General features: G+C 41.4%; 14 protein-coding genes. 10 read left to right on the plus strand and 4 right to left on the minus strand.

The annotated features are described in order from the left end of the window. Nucleotides 1-124 precede the first annotated feature (124 nt). Nucleotides 125-1,384, minus strand: coding sequence for a TonB-dependent receptor domain-containing protein (locus tag HMPREF2573_RS09575; RefSeq protein ID WP_227502601.1), 1,260 nt, complete (start codon nucleotides 1,382-1,384; stop codon nucleotides 125-127). 138 nt (nucleotides 1,385-1,522) lie between these two features. Then, nucleotides 1,523-1,951: a hypothetical protein gene (locus HMPREF2573_RS09580; RefSeq protein ID WP_227502602.1), complete on the minus strand. Its 429-nt coding sequence runs from the start codon at nucleotides 1,949-1,951 to the stop codon at nucleotides 1,523-1,525. Between the two features lie 349 nt (nucleotides 1,952-2,300). On the opposite strand from HMPREF2573_RS09580, the gene HMPREF2573_RS04135 reads away from it, so the two are divergent. From HMPREF2573_RS04135 to HMPREF2573_RS04145, 3 genes are all read left to right on the plus strand, one after another. Beyond that, nucleotides 2,301-2,567: a DUF4212 domain-containing protein gene (locus HMPREF2573_RS04135; RefSeq protein ID WP_003664568.1), complete on the plus strand. Its 267-nt coding sequence runs from the start codon at nucleotides 2,301-2,303 to the stop codon at nucleotides 2,565-2,567. A 3-nt stretch (nucleotides 2,568-2,570) separates the two neighbouring features. Then, nucleotides 2,571-4,343, plus strand: coding sequence for a sodium:solute symporter family protein (locus tag HMPREF2573_RS04140; protein ID WP_070472649.1), 1,773 nt, complete (start codon nucleotides 2,571-2,573; stop codon nucleotides 4,341-4,343). 193 nt (nucleotides 4,344-4,536) lie between these two features. Next, nucleotides 4,537-4,995 (plus strand): hypothetical protein, encoded by a 459-nt coding sequence (locus HMPREF2573_RS04145; protein WP_003660272.1) that lies wholly within the window; start codon nucleotides 4,537-4,539, stop codon nucleotides 4,993-4,995. A 90-nt stretch (nucleotides 4,996-5,085) separates the two neighbouring features. Here HMPREF2573_RS04145 and HMPREF2573_RS04150 read toward each other — a convergent pair whose 3' ends face one another. Continuing rightward, a complete protein-coding gene (locus tag HMPREF2573_RS04150) occupies nucleotides 5,086-6,282 on the minus strand; it encodes an Mrp/NBP35 family ATP-binding protein (protein ID WP_042510399.1) in 1,197 nt (398 codons plus the stop codon). A gap of 169 nt (nucleotides 6,283-6,451) precedes the next feature. Here HMPREF2573_RS04150 and queA point away from each other — a divergent pair, with 169 nt between their 5' ends. From queA to HMPREF2573_RS04170, 4 genes are all read left to right on the plus strand, one after another. Next, complete coding sequence (queA, locus tag HMPREF2573_RS04155; protein ID WP_003664561.1) at nucleotides 6,452-7,525, plus strand: tRNA preQ1(34) S-adenosylmethionine ribosyltransferase-isomerase QueA; 1,074 nt, start codon at nucleotides 6,452-6,454, stop codon at nucleotides 7,523-7,525. Nucleotides 7,526-7,626: 101 nt separating this feature from the next. Then, nucleotides 7,627-8,775 carry a tRNA guanosine(34) transglycosylase Tgt gene (tgt, locus tag HMPREF2573_RS04160; protein ID WP_003657508.1) on the plus strand — a complete coding sequence of 383 codons (1,149 nt, stop codon included), beginning with the start codon at nucleotides 7,627-7,629 and terminating at the stop codon, nucleotides 8,773-8,775. 79 nt (nucleotides 8,776-8,854) lie between these two features. Next, nucleotides 8,855-10,591, plus strand: coding sequence for a phosphoethanolamine transferase (locus tag HMPREF2573_RS04165; protein WP_003673994.1), 1,737 nt, complete (start codon nucleotides 8,855-8,857; stop codon nucleotides 10,589-10,591). Nucleotides 10,592-10,636: 45 nt separating this feature from the next. Beyond that, nucleotides 10,637-11,434, plus strand: a complete 798-nt coding sequence (locus HMPREF2573_RS04170) for a PAP2 family lipid A phosphatase (protein WP_070472652.1) — start codon at nucleotides 10,637-10,639, stop codon at nucleotides 11,432-11,434. Between the two features lie 37 nt (nucleotides 11,435-11,471). Here HMPREF2573_RS04170 and HMPREF2573_RS04175 read toward each other — a convergent pair whose 3' ends face one another. Beyond that, nucleotides 11,472-11,825, minus strand: coding sequence for an arsenate reductase family protein (locus HMPREF2573_RS04175; RefSeq protein ID WP_003660276.1), 354 nt, complete (start codon nucleotides 11,823-11,825; stop codon nucleotides 11,472-11,474). Nucleotides 11,826-11,944: 119 nt separating this feature from the next. Between HMPREF2573_RS04175 and leuS the strand changes: the two genes are divergently transcribed. The 3 genes from leuS to holA are packed head-to-tail and all read left to right on the plus strand — an operon-like array spanning nucleotide 11,945 to nucleotide 16,133. Then, complete coding sequence (leuS, locus tag HMPREF2573_RS04180; protein ID WP_003673996.1) at nucleotides 11,945-14,581, plus strand: leucine--tRNA ligase; 2,637 nt, start codon at nucleotides 11,945-11,947, stop codon at nucleotides 14,579-14,581. After that, nucleotides 14,581-15,087 carry an LPS-assembly lipoprotein LptE gene (locus HMPREF2573_RS04185; protein ID WP_003657513.1) on the plus strand — a complete coding sequence of 169 codons (507 nt, stop codon included), beginning with the start codon at nucleotides 14,581-14,583 and terminating at the stop codon, nucleotides 15,085-15,087. The genes leuS and HMPREF2573_RS04185 overlap by 1 nt, the downstream gene beginning before the upstream one ends. 2 nt (nucleotides 15,088-15,089) lie before the next feature. Then, nucleotides 15,090-16,133: a DNA polymerase III subunit delta gene (gene holA / locus HMPREF2573_RS04190; protein WP_070472655.1), complete on the plus strand. Its 1,044-nt coding sequence runs from the start codon at nucleotides 15,090-15,092 to the stop codon at nucleotides 16,131-16,133. The last annotated feature ends 160 nt before the right edge of the window (nucleotides 16,134-16,293 follow it).

Raw genomic sequence — 16,293 nt, forward strand, 5'->3', positions numbered from 1 at the left:
TTTTTAGCGAAAGCTGATTTTTAAATGATCAAATATATCAATTTTCATCCATCATAAAACCACCCAAAATTACTATCTTGGGTGGTTTTGGTGAATTTATCCATGTAATCAACGCTTTGGCTCATTAAAAGACATACTCTAAGCTGACCTTAAAGTTACGACCAGGCGCTAAGAAACGATTAATCCCCTTGTCATTTTTCTTATCAATCATGTTACTGGTACCAAATGGTCGAATTGAGCGTGCCGAATCCCAAGCCATATATTTTTTATTGGTCAGATTATACGCACCCAGTTGCAGCGTCAGGTTTTTGGTAGGTTTATAATAACCTGTTAAATCAACCGTCGTATAGCCGCCACTTCTCCATCTAAGCGTACTATCGTTTGCTTGCTCCTCTTTCCAAAATAGATTGTAGGTATCTTCAGCCTTTTTGGCACTGACACGGGTAATGTATAAATTTCCACCAAATTTTTCATGCTTAGCATCATAACCAATGCCAAAAACCGAGGTATCAGGCTGAATGGCATTCATCGGAATATTACCATCAGCACGACCTTTTTGGCGTGTCATCTTATAGCTGAGCTGTGTTCCATTTATGGCAGGTACCAGCTCGCCCAATTTTAGTACAGAATTAATCTCAATGCCTTCTGCTTTGGCATTTTGCCAATTCATGCTTTGATAAACTGACCATTTTCTAGAACTTTTTCTTTCAATGTCCTCCAAACCACGGAAAACAAAATCAATAAAATCGGTATATTTGGTTTCAAAAATACTGCCAGAGATAAAGCCATATTGACCATGCACTGTCACTGCCAGCTCTTTGGTTTTGGCAATTTCAGGCTTTAAATCCACATTAGGTTTAATGGTAATATCAGGATGCTGAAAGGTAAAATAAATCTCATCAATTGTTGGCATTCTAAAGCCTTTAGAATACTTGACCTGTAAATTGATATTTTTGGTCACATCAAACGCAGGCGAGATACTGTATGAATGCTGTGAATGGGTTTTGGGTTGCCCAATATAAGCAATATTTTCTGCAGGGTTTTGGGCAAGCTTGGTTTCATAAGCCTCTTTTTTGGCATGATAATCCGCCAAATCGGTTCTAAATTTTGGGTCATTTCTACCACTGTATTTTGAGCTCCACCATTTTGGTTCTTCGCCAACATCATTGCTTGGTAGTGGAATAAATAGACCTTTGACCAAATCATCTGGAATTTTGGCAGTTTGTCCAGCTATATAATTTGGCTGATATTTGATGCGGTTATAGCGATATCCCAATCCCAAACGAACCCGATCACCAATTAAGACAGAGTCATTTAAGTAAACCGAGCCATCTTTGGTTTTTACAGGAATTAAAAATGAAATAAAGTAGTGTGTCTTGGGCATAACAGGCCATTAAATGTTGATGAATTATCACAGGTGCGAAGCTTTTCACTAAAATCCCAGCCTAAGGTTTTATCACTCCACCAAGTCGATGACCAGGCATTGTATCCAGATTTATTGACCATGGATTTTTCGGTTGTTTCATAGCTTGCACCATAAAGTCATGTGATGAGATACACTACCTTTATCCAGCCACTTTTTAAAGTCAAGATTCATCTGCTTGGTATTGGTATTTAAATCACGATCAGAATATAAATTTTCTAAATACCCTTGGCTTGACGGAAATGGCATCAGTATCTTATGAGAATATTGAGAAGTCGTTGCGTAAGTTTTATTGGTATTAGGATCAGTTTTTCTGCGATCCAAGTTTACCTGAGTGGTACGAACAAATCTGCCATAGTTTGCTTCATAAGCATCAACTGGGCTATCACAGTCAAAGACATCGCAATCAAACCAATACTGATCAACACGCCTGCTATCAAAATCTGAATACACTTTACCATTCGCATGAAGCACAGCTTTACCGTTTTCACCTGCAGCAACCGTAAAAGGATTGCCATTTTTATCCACAACTTTACCATCTTTAAGCTGTAATCCTAATGGGTTGCTCAGTACTTGACAATGCTCACCATCACAATAATCATCTGTGCGTGCTTTTGTGTTAATATCTTGTTTGGTTAGTTTTATAGAAGCTTCATCTTATAAAAAATTCATAAAAAAGATTGCAATTGATGATGGTTATGCTATGCTATGACCATCTGATTTGTCCAGCCAACTATTAACACGGTGTTAACACGCTGGTTTTATCATCATCAAATCAGGTAACAAAAGGAAAATTGTAAGCAGGGATTAGCTTCACACATGACATCATATCGTATTGATGATACGCCTACCCTGCTCCTTTGACAAGGAGTGATCTATGTCACAACATGAACATCATCATACCAGTGGATATTGGGCAGCCAATGTCCGAATCATTACTATTTGTTTAATTATTTGGGCACTTGTTTCCCATGGCTTTGCCATTTGGCTTAGACCAATGCTGTCAGGCATCCAATTCGGTGGTGCTGACTTGGGTTTTTGGTTCGGTCAGCAAGGTTCAATTTTGTGTTTTATTCTTTTAATCTTTTTTTATTCATGGCGAATGAACAAGCTTGAAGAACGCTTTGGGATCAAGGAGGACTAACCCATGAGTCAATTTTGGATTAATATCATTTTTGTTAGTTTGTCATTTGCTCTTTATTTTGGTATTGCGATTTGGGCTCATGCTGGCTCTACCAAAGAATTTTATGTGGCAGGCGGTGGTGTACACCCTGTTGTTAATGGTATGGCAACGGCTGCTGACTGGATGAGTGCAGCATCATTCATCTCAATGGCGGGTATGCTTGCCATGGGTGGTTATGCTGCCTCTGCCTATCTGATGGGCTGGACTGGTGGCTTTGTTCTGTTGGCTTTATTGCTTGCACCATATTTGCGTAAGTTTGGTAAATTTACCGTTCCTGACTTTATTGGCGATCGTTTTTATAGTAAAACAGCTCGCTTAGTTGCGGTTGTCTGCTTGATTTTGGCATGTACGACATATGTTATTGGTCAAATGACAGGTGCAGGCGTTGCTTTTTCTCGCTTCCTAGAAGTTGATAGCAACACAGGTCTTATCATTGCTGCGATTGTTGTTTTGTTTTATGCAGTTCTTGGGGGCATGAAAGGCATCACTTATACCCAAGTTGCTCAGTACTGTGTACTGATGGTTGCTTATATCATTCCTGCCATCTTCATTTCTTTGAACTTAACTGGTAACCCAATTCCCCAGCTGGGTATGTTTGGCAATGATGTCAGTACAGGTATGCCAATTCTACAAAAGCTTGATATGCTGGTTGCTGACCTTGGCTTTGCTCAGTATACCGCTGATGTGCCAAATAAGCTTAATATGTTCTTATTGACCATGTCTTTGATGATTGGTACTGCTGGTTTGCCACATGTTATCATCCGCTTTTTTACCGTGCCTAAAGTATCAGATGCACGCATCTCGGCAGGCTGGACATTGATCTTTATTGCACTGTTATACACCACAGCACCTGCAGTAGGTTCTATGGCACGTCTAAATATTATCAATACTGTTTACCCACAAGGGCTTAATCAGCCAGCATTGGCATACGAAGCACGCCCAGAGTGGATGAAAAACTGGGAAACGACTGGTCTTTTGAAATATGAGGACAAAAATAATGACGGCCTAATTCAATACTATAATGACAAAAATGAAGAATATGCAACAACCGTTACTGCCGAGAAAGGTTGGCAAGGTAATGAGCTGACTGCCAATAATGATATCTTAGTACTTGCTAATCCTGAAATTGCAAATCTACCAAGTTGGGTCATTGGTTTGATTGCAGCAGGTGGTTTGGCAGCGGCATTATCCACAGCAGCAGGTCTTTTATTAGCAATCTCATCAGCCATCTCACATGACCTTATTAAGAAAACCATCAAACCTGATATCAACGACAAAGGTGAACTTATGGCGGCACGCATCTCAATGACGATTGCGATCGTGGTTGCAACCTATTTAGGCATGAATCCACCAGGATTTACTGCACAGGTTGTTGCTGTCGCCTTTGGTATTGCTGCATCAAGCTTATTCCCAGCACTGATGATGGGTATTTTCTCAAAACGCATCAACTCAACAGGTGCAACTGCTGGCATGATTGCAGGCTTGAGTGCAACATGTATCTATGTATTTTTATACATGGGCTGGTTCTTCATTCCAGGCACCAATAGTTTTGAAAATGTGGAAGCCAACTGGATCTTAGGCGTCTCGCCACTGTCATTTGGAGCCATTGGTGCTGTAATTAACTTCATTGTTGCGATCGCTGTATCTGCCATGGGCAATCCACCGCCAAAAGAAGTTCAAGATTTGGTTGAAAGTGTTCGTTATCCAAAAGGTGCAGGCGGTGCAATCAACCACTAACCTACCCTCTTATAAAAAATCGCTCAGAATTCTGGGCGATTTTTTAATAAGTTTAAATAGTTTTTTTGGTGACATCCATAAGATTGTGATAATTTTTATGGCATTTTATGCTGTAGTTATCTATAATATTTATTCATAATATTTTACTACACAAAATTACATTTTTTATACACATATAAAGGATAAACCAATCATGATGTTTTGGGAAATCTTGGCGACCATCTTTAGCGGTTTTTTATTGGCAGGTCTTGTTATGCCAATCCGATTATTTTATAAGCGTGCACCAAAATGGATCGTACCTGTTGCAGCAGGATTGGGAATGATTGGCTTTCAGGTATATACCGAATATGCTTGGGCAAATGATGCCATTGCCAAGCTTCCTGACCAAAGCATCGTCGTTGCCAAAGTAGAAAAAAGCACTTGGTTTCGCCCTTGGTCGTATGTCAAACCACAGGTTTTTCAATTTGTGGTATTAGATAAGGGCAACACTCGGATAGATTTTAATAATCCAGCCATTAAACACAGTACGCTGTATTTTTTTGAACGCCGTGCAGCAGTGCATCCACTTGGCATTTCTGTTGATTGCACTCATCCTAATTTGGCATTTAATGACACCACCAATCAAAATATTATCGACGCCCTTTGTCCATAGCTTCACCCAATCAAAAAGATGCTTATCACAAGCATCTTTTTGATATTAATATCAGCTCACCAGATCAATACTCTATATTAAAATTCTACATTAAAAAAACCGCTCACTGGATTTTTTGGTAAACTGTATAGCACACTCATTGACAAGCTTAGCAATATACTCATAATGCCAAGCTAAGTTGGCATCAATTAACTCATCCGCCTTGCCATTATCCATTGCTACACGAATGCTGGCATCCAGTGGTAATTGACCAAGTAAAGGGACATCATAAGCTTTTGCCATTTCATCACCGCCACCTGTCCCAAAAATCGCTTCGGTATGACCACAATGCGTACAGGTATGTAGTGCCATATTTTCAATAATACCAAGCACCCTAATATCAGTTTTATGAAACATCTCTACGCCTTTTTTGGCATCAAGCAGTGCGATATGCTGTGGTGTTGTCACGATAATCGCCCCTGTTAAAGGAATACGCTGTGCCAAAGTTAGCTGAATATCCCCTGTACCTGGTGGCATATCAATCAGCAAATAATCCAGCTGTGGCCAGTTGGTTTGATTATAAAGCTGCATTAATGCGCCTGTTGCTTTGATGCCACGCCATGCAATTGGTGTATTTTCAGCGTCAATCAAATTACCAATTGAAAGCACTGCCATCCCATTTGCATCAATTGGGATAAACTGGTCATTTTCTACGATCGGCTTTTTGGTTGCCACGCCCAACATGGTTGGAATGGAAGGTCCATAAATATCTGCATCCAAAATACCGACACGCTTACCCATCTTTTGAAGTGCCAACGCCAGATTTACCGTTGTTGTGGATTTACCAACGCCACCTTTACCTGAAGCCACAGCGATGATATGGGTGATGCGTGGATGGGCGTTCAGTTGTGACTGCTTAGTTGCTGCCTTAGTGGGTGGCTTATCATCATGCTGAGCGGAGATGGCATCGGTTTTTTTGGTGGGATGATGGGTTTTGATAAGATTGGGCTGTGTGGTGTGGTCGTGAGTATTGTCCGAGCCATTATCCTTTGAGCTGACCGTAACATTGATATTAACCTCTTTAATACCAATAGGATACAGCTTTTGTTGTAATTTATGATACTGTTTTTCAAGCTCAGCGGTATCATCAGACTCAAAAATTCGCATTTGTAATTGCAATATTTTATCATCAACAATATCCATTTTCTCAATATATTGCCTAAACGGCTGTCCATAGAGCATCATCTCATCAATGACTGCTTGCATGGGGTCAGTTGTTGGCTTTTTCTTTTTAAATAATTCAAACATATCTCACCACCAGATGACTTTGATTGATTAACTCACACTTTGATAGACATAACTATCATCATTAGATATTTTAGCACAGTTACGGTGCGTCATAAAGGCAATCAGTCGCTAGAGAATATGATCAAAGTTTGCTAAAATACGCAATTTATTATTGACAATCTCATCAGCCATGACACAACAAACCCAACCTGTCTTACTTAGCGACTATGACTACCATTTGCCTGACGACCTAATCGCTCGGTATCCTTTAAATGAGCGTACCAGCTCACGCCTATTGCATGTCTCAAAAAACAGCTGTCAAGATTTACGATTTACCGATTTACCAAACTTATTAAAAAGTGGGGATTTATTGGTACTCAATGACACCAAAGTCATCAAAGCTCGCCTGCATGGTCAAAAACAAACAGGGGGAGCGGTTGAGGTTTTGATTGAACGCATATTGCCCGATGAAATCAACAACAATCTTTATAAAGCCTTGTGCCATGTACGCTCAAGCCGCTCACCAAAAGTCGGGCAAACTCTAAATTTAGCCAATAATCAGATGCAAGCTACCGTTATCGGTCGCCAAGACAATTTATTTATTCTAGGCTTTAGGTCGCCCATTTTGGCTGATTTGGATAACTATGGTCAAATGCCCATTCCGCCCTATTTTGAGCGAAAGGCTGATGAAACAGATGATGAGCGTTATCAAACTGTCTTTCATAATCCCACCAAATCCGCCAGTGTTGCTGCACCAACAGCCAGCCTACACTTTGATGACGCATTATTGACACAGCTTAGAAAAAAAGGCGTTCAAATTGCTTTTGTTACTCTGCATGTTGGTTCTGGTACATTTACGCCAGTCAAAGTCGACAATCTAGCCGATCATGTCATGCATGCTGAATACGCTCATCTTCCTGCGTCTACTGCTACTCTTATCAATAACACCAAATCTGCAGGTGGCCGCATCATTGCCGTTGGCACAACCGTTACTCGTACGCTTGAAACGGCACACCGTCATCGTATTCATGGTGAATTGGTTGAATTTTTGGGAGATACCCAAATTTTTATTTATCCACCTTATGAATTTGGTGTGGTAGATTGCTTGATTACGAATTTTCACTTACCAAAATCAACGCTTTTAATGTTAGTCTCAGCATTTGCTGGCACTCAAACCATTCAAGAAGCTTACAATCATGCCATCAAAAACAAATACCGTTTCTTTAGCTATGGCGATGCGATGTTTTTGGAAAAAGCCCAGTAACATGAGCTTACAACCAATTTGGCTCACCTTAGTTGATACAAAAATCATGCCTGATTGATGGCTTATTAAACATTTACTATTTAAAAACCTTAGAGAAATTTATGAAATTTACCTTACATCATACCGATGGCGGCAACAATCATGCTCGCCGTGGCACTGTCAGCTTAGCACATGGCAATGTCCAAACACCTGCATTTATGCCTGTCGGCACTTATGGTACAGTCAAAGGCATGTTGCCCCGTGATATCCATGGTATCGGTGCAGATATTATCCTTGGAAATACCTTTCATCTTTGGCTACGCCCTGGCATGGAAGTGATTCGTCATTTTGGTGGTCTGCATCATTTTATTGGCTGGGATAAGCCCATCTTAACTGATTCAGGCGGTTTTCAGGTGTTTAGCCTTGGTGCAATGCGTAAAATCAGCGAAGAAGGTGTGGCATTTCGCTCACCTGTTGATGGTGCTAAAGTCTTTTTATCACCTGAAACCTCCATGCAAATTCAAAATGACCTAAACTCTGATATTATCATGCAATTTGATGAATGCACACCTTACCCCGCCACACACGATGACGCCAAAAAATCACTTGAGCTGTCTTTACGCTGGGGGCAGCGTTGCCTTGATGAGCATCATCGCCTGGGAAATAAAAATGCATTATTTGGTATCATTCAAGGCAGTATGTATAAAGATTTGCGTATGCAATCTTTACAAGGTTTGCTAAAGATGCCTTTTGATGGTTATGCCATTGGTGGTCTGTCTGTTGGTGAACCCAAAGAAGAGATGATAAAAGTACTTGATTATCTACCATGTGCCATGCCAAATGATAAGCCTCGCTATCTGATGGGCGTGGGCAAGCCTGCTGATATTGTTGAAGCGGTACGCCGTGGTGTTGATATGTTTGATTGTGTTATGCCAACACGCAATGCCAGAAATGGCCATTATTTTGTGACAGGTAATCATGACAATAAAGGTGTGATTCGCATTAAAAATAGCCAATACCGTACCGATGACACACCACTTGATGAGCATTGCGACTGTTATACTTGCCAAAACTTCAGCCGTGCCTATCTTTATCATCTGCATAAATGTAAAGAAATGTTATCAGCTCAGTTGGCAACCATTCATAATTTACGCTATTATCAACGCTTGATGGTTGATATCCGTCAAGCGATCGAACACCATGCCTTTGATGAATTTGTAGTGCAATTTTACGCTCGCTGGGGTATGGCAGTACCACCATTTAACTCATAATTATTTCATGATGAGTTAAAATATCAATTAGCATCTTTTTATCATTTAAGTTTCAAGATTAACTTTAAGACACCGCACCATGTCCCTTAAACACAACCAAACCCACAACACCACTTTTACCAAATTTTTAAAGTCCAACAGCTTTTGGTCTAAGGGCTTTTGGTCTAACCGCCATCACCGCACCAAAGATTTAAAAGGGTTAGATGCTTATCTGTTTATGGCAATTGTGGCGATATTTTTGACCACAACTGCCAATGTGACATTTTTTCAACAAGTCATGTCAGTATACCCATTGGCAAATTACGCACTTTTTATCGCTTCATTGGCGGTGGTCTTAACAGGCGTTTTGTTGCTCTTATTGGTGTTGCTTGGCTATCGGCATACCTTAAAGACGGTGGCAATTTGTTTTATTTTAATCGCTACTTTTGCTGGTCATTTTACCGACACCTATGGCACTGTCTACGACACCACCATGCTACAAAATGCCTTACAAACTGACACGGCAGAAACCAAAGATTTATTAAGCATGAAGCTTTTAATCCGTGTTGTGTTGTTGGCTGGTTTGCCCATCTGTTGGATTATTGGGCAGCCATTGTCATTTGGCACACTCAAAGCAAGTTTAATGAAGCGGCTGGTTACCTATCTTGTGGCTTTGGCATTGGTTGGCTTGCCCATTTTGGCATTTAGCAGTCAATACGCCAGTTTTTTTAGGGAACATAAACCGTTGCGATTTTTTACCAATCCTGTAACGGTGATGTATTCAGCAGGCAAACTTGCCAATATGAGTTATAAAAACGCCACCAAACCCACCGAAACCATCATGCACGCCAATGATGCCATACAAAAAACCACCGCTTCCACTCGCAAGCCCAGATTGGTGGTGATGGTGGTGGGTGAGACGGCCCGTGCTGACCATGCGTCTTTTAATGGTTATCAGCGAGCCACTTTTCCCCACATGGACAAACTCATTGGCTTAGGGCAAGTGCATAATTTTGGTAATGTCACTTCTTGTGGCACATCAACGGCATATTCTGTCCCATGTATGTTCAGTTATTTGGGAGCAGAAAAATACGATGTTGATACCGCCGATTACCATGAAAATGTCATTGACACCTTAGACCGCTTGGGTGTGGCGATATTGTGGCGAGATAATAACTCTGATTCAAAAGGCGTGATGAATCGCCTGCCTGCCAAACAGTATCAAGACTACAAAAACAGCCCTCTTCAAGGTGGCAATAACACCATTTGCCACACCAACCCTTATGATGAATGCCGTGATGTGGGCATGTTGGTGGATTTAGATGACCATGTCAAGGCTCATGCCAATCAAGACATATTAATAGTGTTGCATCAAATGGGCAACCATGGCCCTGCTTATTATAAACGCTATGACGATGAATTTGCTCAGTTTTTGCCTGTTTGTACAAGTAGCGAGTTGGCAGAATGTGAGCGACAAACGGTCATTAATGCTTATGACAATGCGTTATTGGCGACTGATGACTTTTTAAAACAAACCATCGATTGGTTGGCAGCACAAACACACGCTGACACCGCCATGTTATATTTAAGCGACCATGGTGAAAGCTTAGGAGAAAAAGGCGTTTATTTACATGGCATGCCTAAGGCGTTTGCCCCAAAAGAACAACTGAGCATTCCTGCGTTACTTTGGTTGGGAGCAGACACTCCATTTGCAGTGGCAAATTCGCCAACGGCTGGCTTTAGCCACGATGCCATCACCCCGACACTGCTCAACTTATTTGATGTCAGCACACAAGCCACGGCAGATAAAACAGCATTTGTTAATCCTTTGGATTGATAAGCTTTCCAATGGAGCTTTCCAATAGCTAGGTAGAATCATCAAATGTCAATTTTACGCCCTGTGTCTCCCATCAGCCCCATCAACCAAGCCCTGCTTGCATTGGCAGTCATCGTGATGACTGCTGTGTTTATTGAGCATGGTTCGGTCGATGTTACCATCAGTTCATGGTTTTATGTGGAGCAAGGCCGCTGGTTATTAAGCAAAGACCAATTTGTCTTTTCCATGCTGTTTTATAAATTACCCAAATGGTTGTTGATTGTGTTTGGGGCGTATCTGCTGACTACTTTAGTATGGCGTCAATTCATTACCGATACAAAATTCATTGCTGATACCAATACCATGGCTGATAAAACAGACAACTCAGCAAAATCGCTGTTTGGGCGGAGAGATGCCCCCATTTATGCGCCTTTGGCTAACTTTGGGCAATCTGATATTTTATATGTGTTTGCTGTTTTGGCATTAACACCGCTGTTGGTGGCAACATTAAAATCGCTGACGCATGTGCCTTGCCCCCATGAACTGCTCATTTTTGCTGGTGATAAGCCTTATTTGTCTTTATGGCAAGACATACTAAGCCAACAGCGTGCAAAATGCTTCCCTGCGGCTCATGCCAGCTCTGGCTTTGGTTTATATGGTTTGGCGTTTGTGCCTGCGTTACAACACAAACGCTGGCGTTATGTGATTTTGGTCAGTGCCATCGGCTGGACAATGGGGCTTTATAAAATGATGATAGGCGATCATTTTTTTAGCCATACTTTGGCATCGATGGCATTGGCTTGGTTTGTGGCAAGCGGTTTATCAGCGGGGTTTTTTACCAAAAAGCATGACATTGATTTTTAGTCAAGTCTCTAAGATGAATCAGTTCGCCGTCCTAGAGCTACCCAAATATTTGCTCATATTCTGCGTCATCAAACCCAATCACCGACTTCATACCGCCCAAAATAATCGGACGCTTAATCATACTTTGATTTGTTTTGACAATTTCATACATCGCCGACACATCATCGCCATTTAATATGGCTTTAGCATCATCATCAAGCTTTCGATAGGTCATACCTTGTTTATTAATAACCTTATCGCCAAAGATTGCCACAAATTTGCCAAACTTATCCAAAGTCAGTTGCTCATTTTTATAATCAAAAAATTCATATGTTTTGCCAAGCTCGTTTAGTTTATCAAAAGCCTTTTTCATTGTATTACAATTTTTGATGCCATAAATGGTGATTGCCATCGGTTTGTCTCCTTGATGAAGTTTTTTATTTAAAGTGATCAAAGTATAGCAAAGTATCAGTAAATTTGGGTATAATAGCTAAGTTTATTTCTTAACTTTCCACTTTTTTGGATAGCAATATGAGCCAAATTTCTTTAGAAGATTATAATTTTTCTGCCATCGAAAAACAACTACAAACCCAATGGGAAAGCGACAAACGCTACCACACCAATAACGAAACAACGGATAAACCCACTCGCTACATGCTCTCGATGTTCCCTTACCCAAGCGGCAAGCTACACATGGGACATGTACGCAACTATGCCATCACCGATGTGCTTAGTCGCTATTATCGCCAAAAAGGCTACGAAGTCATGCAGCCAATGGGGTGGGATGCTTTTGGTCTACCTGCCGAAAATGCCGCCATCGCTAATGCGGTTGCACCTGCCAAATGGACCTTTGACAATATTGCTAATATGCGTGAACAGCTCAAGGCATTAGGACTTTCGATTGATTGGTCTCGTGAATTTGCAACATGCACACCTGAATATTACCGCTGGGAACAGTGGCTATTTCTACAATTGTATAAAAAAGGCTTGGTATATAAAAAACTTGCCACCGTCAATTGGGACCCTGTGGATAATACCGTTCTTGCCAATGAGCAAGTGGTCGATGGTCGTGGCTGGCGTTCAGGTGCGATTGTTGAAAAGCGTGATATCCCGATGTACTACTTTAAGATCACTGATTATGCCGATGAGCTGTTAGATGACCTAAAAACCTTGGAGGGGCATTGGCCAAAGCAAGTACTCTCTATGCAGCAAAATTGGATCGGTCGCAGCCAAGGCATGGAGTTGGATTTTACTTATTCAATCGATGACCATGATGCTGTTTTGCGTGTCTTTACCACACGCCCTGATACCATCATGGGGGTCAGTTACTTAGCGGTCGCAGCCGAACATCCGCTTGCTCAGCATGCCGCCAAACAAAACCCAGCTATCGCTGAATTCTGTGCAGAATGTAAACAAGGCTCGGTCGCTGAAGCTGACATTGCCAAAGCTGAAAAAGTCGGTATCAATACAGGCTTGACCGCAAAGCATCCCATCACAGGTACCGATGTGCCAGTATGGGTAGCAAACTATGTACTGATGAGCTATGGCTCTGGTGCTGTCATGGCAGTACCTGCACATGATGAGCGTGATTTTGAATTTGCCAATAAGTACAATCTGCCAATTCCACAAGTCATTGATTTTAAGAACAAACCAAGTAACTATAGCACCAATCAATGGCAAGACTGGTACAGTGATAAGACAGGGTTTTGTATCAATTCAGGCATTTTGGACGGCTTGTCTTATCATGACGCAGTCACCAAAGTCAATGAAATCATCACCGAAAAAGGCTTAGGTCAAACCACCACTCAGTATCGCCTGCGTGACTGGGGCGTGAGTCGTCAGCGTTATTGGGGCTGCCCAATTCCGATGGTAAACTGCGAATACTGTGGTACAGTGCCTGTCGATGAAGCTGATTTGCCTGTGGTGCTGCCCACCGATGTTATCCCTGATGGGCGTGGCAACCCACTCAAAAATATGCCCGAATTTCTACAGACCACTTGCCCAAAGTGCGGTCAGCCAGCCGAGCGTGAAACCGATACTTTTGATACATTTGTAGAATCAAGCTGGTACGCTCAGCGTTTTGTATCACCACACGATGACAGCCAAATGATTGAGCGTACTGCTGCCGATAAATGGCTGCCTGTCGACCAATATGTCGGTGGTGTTGAACATGCGGTACTACATTTACTTTATGCAAGATTTTTTCATAAAGTGATGCGTGATGAAGGCTTGGTAAGTAAAGATGAGCCTTTTGCCAATCTGTTGGCTCAAGGGATGGTTTTGGCAGGTACTTATTATCGCTCAAACAGTGATGGTAGTACAACTTACTATTTCCCGCATGAAATTGACTTTGTCATGAATGGTACCGAAATCGAAGGCGCTACCTTAAAAGCCGATGGCAAGCCTGTCACCATTGGCAAAATTGAAAAAATGAGTAAGTCCAAAAATAATGGTGTCGACCCTCAAGAGATTATTGAGCAATATGGTGCAGATACTGTGCGTCTTTATACACTATTTACCGCACCAGCCGACCAAACACTTGAATGGTCAGACAGTGCCTTAAAAGGTCCACATAATTTTATCAAAAAAGTATGGCGTACCGTTGGTGAGCATTTGTCAGCCATTCAAAATCACCAATCAAATGATCTAACAATTAATAAAGACACGCTTTCAAAAGATGCCAAAAATCTACGCCGAAAAACTCATGAAACCATCGCTAAAATAGATGTCAGCTTAGGCGAGCATTTGGCACTTAATACGCCTGTGTCTAGCCTCATGGAGCTTTGTAATGAAATTGCAAGCTTTAAACCAACTGATAATAATGACATTGCTGCACGCCATGAAGCTATCGTTGCGTTATTGACATTGCTATCTTTATATGCTCCACATGTTGGCGAATATTTGTTAGAAGCACTAAAAATCGATGCACGCACCCAAGCTTTCCCAGTCTTGGATAAATCAGCCTTAATCAACGATACCATCACCATGGTGGTGCAGGTTAATGGTAAAGTGCGTGGTAAGATGGAGGTTGCCTCTGGTACAGATCAGGCCGAGCTTATCCGTGAAGCCAAGAATATTGAAGGTGTGTCGAAGTATCTCATTGGTGACATTAAAAAAGAGATTGTCGTACCCAATAAACTCATCAGCTTTGTTGTGGCGGGTGCTTGATGCAAATAAAATCTATGATTCAAGCAGGTGCAATGGTATTAACTTTACTATCATTGACCGCCTGCGGATTTGGTCTACGAGGTATCAGTGAGACAGGCATTCAGTTAGTGCCGACTTATAGTCATGTAAATATCATCACCGAAAATAATGCTGTGAGCTATGCACTCAAACACAAACTTGAAACACAGATGGCTCAGCTTGGTGTGGTGAGCGACACCAATGCCGCCCATCAGATCCAAGTCAGTAATTTACGCTATCGTGAATATAAACTGCTCGGTGTGTTATCCGAAATTCGCTTGGTGCTAACTGCTGATATTATCTATCAGATGAACGGTCAGACCATTCGTAGAGTGGTGCAAGCTGAGCGTAGCTATCAGTACAATGAAGCTGGTGTATCAACCAAAGATCAGCAAGGCGAAATTGTTAAAGTATGGCTACAAGACAGCCTAGCACATCGCATCGCTGAACAGTACTATGCGCTTGGCAGTCAGATACATACGCCTTAGCCATGCAAAAACGATTTTTGGCAGTTACCGAATCCCTCAAAAATCCCACAATGACGCTGAGCGGTTTATGGCTTTTGCATTCTGATGAGCCACTGATGATTCAATGGCTCATTGATGCATGCCGTCCAATTTGGCAAGCCAATCATCAAGTGATGAAACGCATTGATCTTACCTCCCCCAAAAGCTGGCACGAGGTTACCCAAGAACTTATATCGCTATCGCTGTTTGAAGAATCTACCGCCATCATTCTAAGCGGTAAGCATAAGCCTGATGATGCCATCTTAAGCCAATTGATAGATTTTGCTCATGATGCTAAAGCAGGTACTAGCACACATCATCTGATTTGGCTGCTACCCAAACAAGATAAAAAATCTCAAAATACCAAAGCATTTAAGCTGTTTGATCAGCATGGGCTGATTATCCATGGCACTATCCAAAATGAATCTGAGCGGCGTGCCCTTTTAGTGGCCAAGGCTCAAGATTTTAAGCTTTCGCTCACCGCTAATGCGTGGCAGATGCTGATGGGCCATACCCAGCATGATTTATTAACCGCTTATCAGACGCTATGGCGTCTGTCCTATGCTCACACTCTGCCTAGTCAGTCACAGCTTTCGGTAATTGATGTGCCTGATCTTAGCACACTTTTATCCGAAGGTGGCGTGTTCAGCGTTTTTGATTTATCCGATGCACTCATCCAAAGACAGCCCAATCAATGCCTAAAAATCATTAATTATCTTTATCAGACAGATACCGCACCCAGCATTATTTTATGGGCAATCTCAAAAGACATTCATCTGATTGCCGCCCTAAGAAATGGCCAAGATCCCCAAAAACTTGGTATTTGGCGTAATAAAGTTTTGAATTATCAAAATCTTGCAAATAACATCTCTGATGGCATGATATCGCATTGGCTTACTCAGGTTTATGAAATTGACAAAGCCATCAAGGGCTTAAGCCAAGATAATGCTTGGCGATTAATCAGACAATTGGTTTTATCTATTTGTGGGATTGATATACAGGGTTTACACTCACATCATGAGCGGTAAAAAAATTTTGATTAATTTGAATTTTTTTGAAATTTTTTAAAATAAATGCTTGCAATAAAAAAAATTTTGGGTATAATATGCACCACATTAGCGATATGGAATACCGTATCCGACTAGAAAAAAAATATGGGTCGTTAGCTCAGTTGGTAGAGCAGTTGAC

Origin of the sequence: Moraxella sp. HMSC061H09, assembly GCF_001809255.1 — a bacterium.
Classification (GTDB): Bacteria; Pseudomonadota; Gammaproteobacteria; order Pseudomonadales; family Moraxellaceae; genus Moraxella; species Moraxella catarrhalis.

Bases quoted from the DNA above. Each gene is read 5' to 3' on its own strand.
- HMPREF2573_RS09575 (WP_227502601.1), bottom strand. From the start codon at position 1,384: ATGCCCAAGACACACTACTTTATTTCATTTTTAATTCCTGTAAAAACC.
- HMPREF2573_RS04135 (WP_003664568.1), top strand. From the start codon at position 2,301: ATGTCACAACATGAACATCATCATACCAGTGGATATTGGGCAGCCAAT.
- HMPREF2573_RS04140 (WP_070472649.1), top strand. From the start codon at position 2,571: ATGAGTCAATTTTGGATTAATATCATTTTTGTTAGTTTGTCATTTGCT.
- HMPREF2573_RS04145 (WP_003660272.1), top strand. From the start codon at position 4,537: ATGATGTTTTGGGAAATCTTGGCGACCATCTTTAGCGGTTTTTTATTG.
- HMPREF2573_RS04150 (WP_042510399.1), bottom strand. From the start codon at position 6,282: ATGTTTGAATTATTTAAAAAGAAAAAGCCAACAACTGACCCCATGCAA.
- queA (WP_003664561.1), top strand. From the start codon at position 6,452: ATGACACAACAAACCCAACCTGTCTTACTTAGCGACTATGACTACCAT.
- tgt (WP_003657508.1), top strand. From the start codon at position 7,627: ATGAAATTTACCTTACATCATACCGATGGCGGCAACAATCATGCTCGC.
- HMPREF2573_RS04165 (WP_003673994.1), top strand. From the start codon at position 8,855: ATGTCCCTTAAACACAACCAAACCCACAACACCACTTTTACCAAATTT.
- HMPREF2573_RS04170 (WP_070472652.1), top strand. From the start codon at position 10,637: ATGTCAATTTTACGCCCTGTGTCTCCCATCAGCCCCATCAACCAAGCC.
- HMPREF2573_RS04175 (WP_003660276.1), bottom strand. From the start codon at position 11,825: ATGGCAATCACCATTTATGGCATCAAAAATTGTAATACAATGAAAAAG.
- leuS (WP_003673996.1), top strand. From the start codon at position 11,945: ATGAGCCAAATTTCTTTAGAAGATTATAATTTTTCTGCCATCGAAAAA.
- HMPREF2573_RS04185 (WP_003657513.1), top strand. From the start codon at position 14,581: ATGCAAATAAAATCTATGATTCAAGCAGGTGCAATGGTATTAACTTTA.
- holA (WP_070472655.1), top strand. From the start codon at position 15,090: ATGCAAAAACGATTTTTGGCAGTTACCGAATCCCTCAAAAATCCCACA.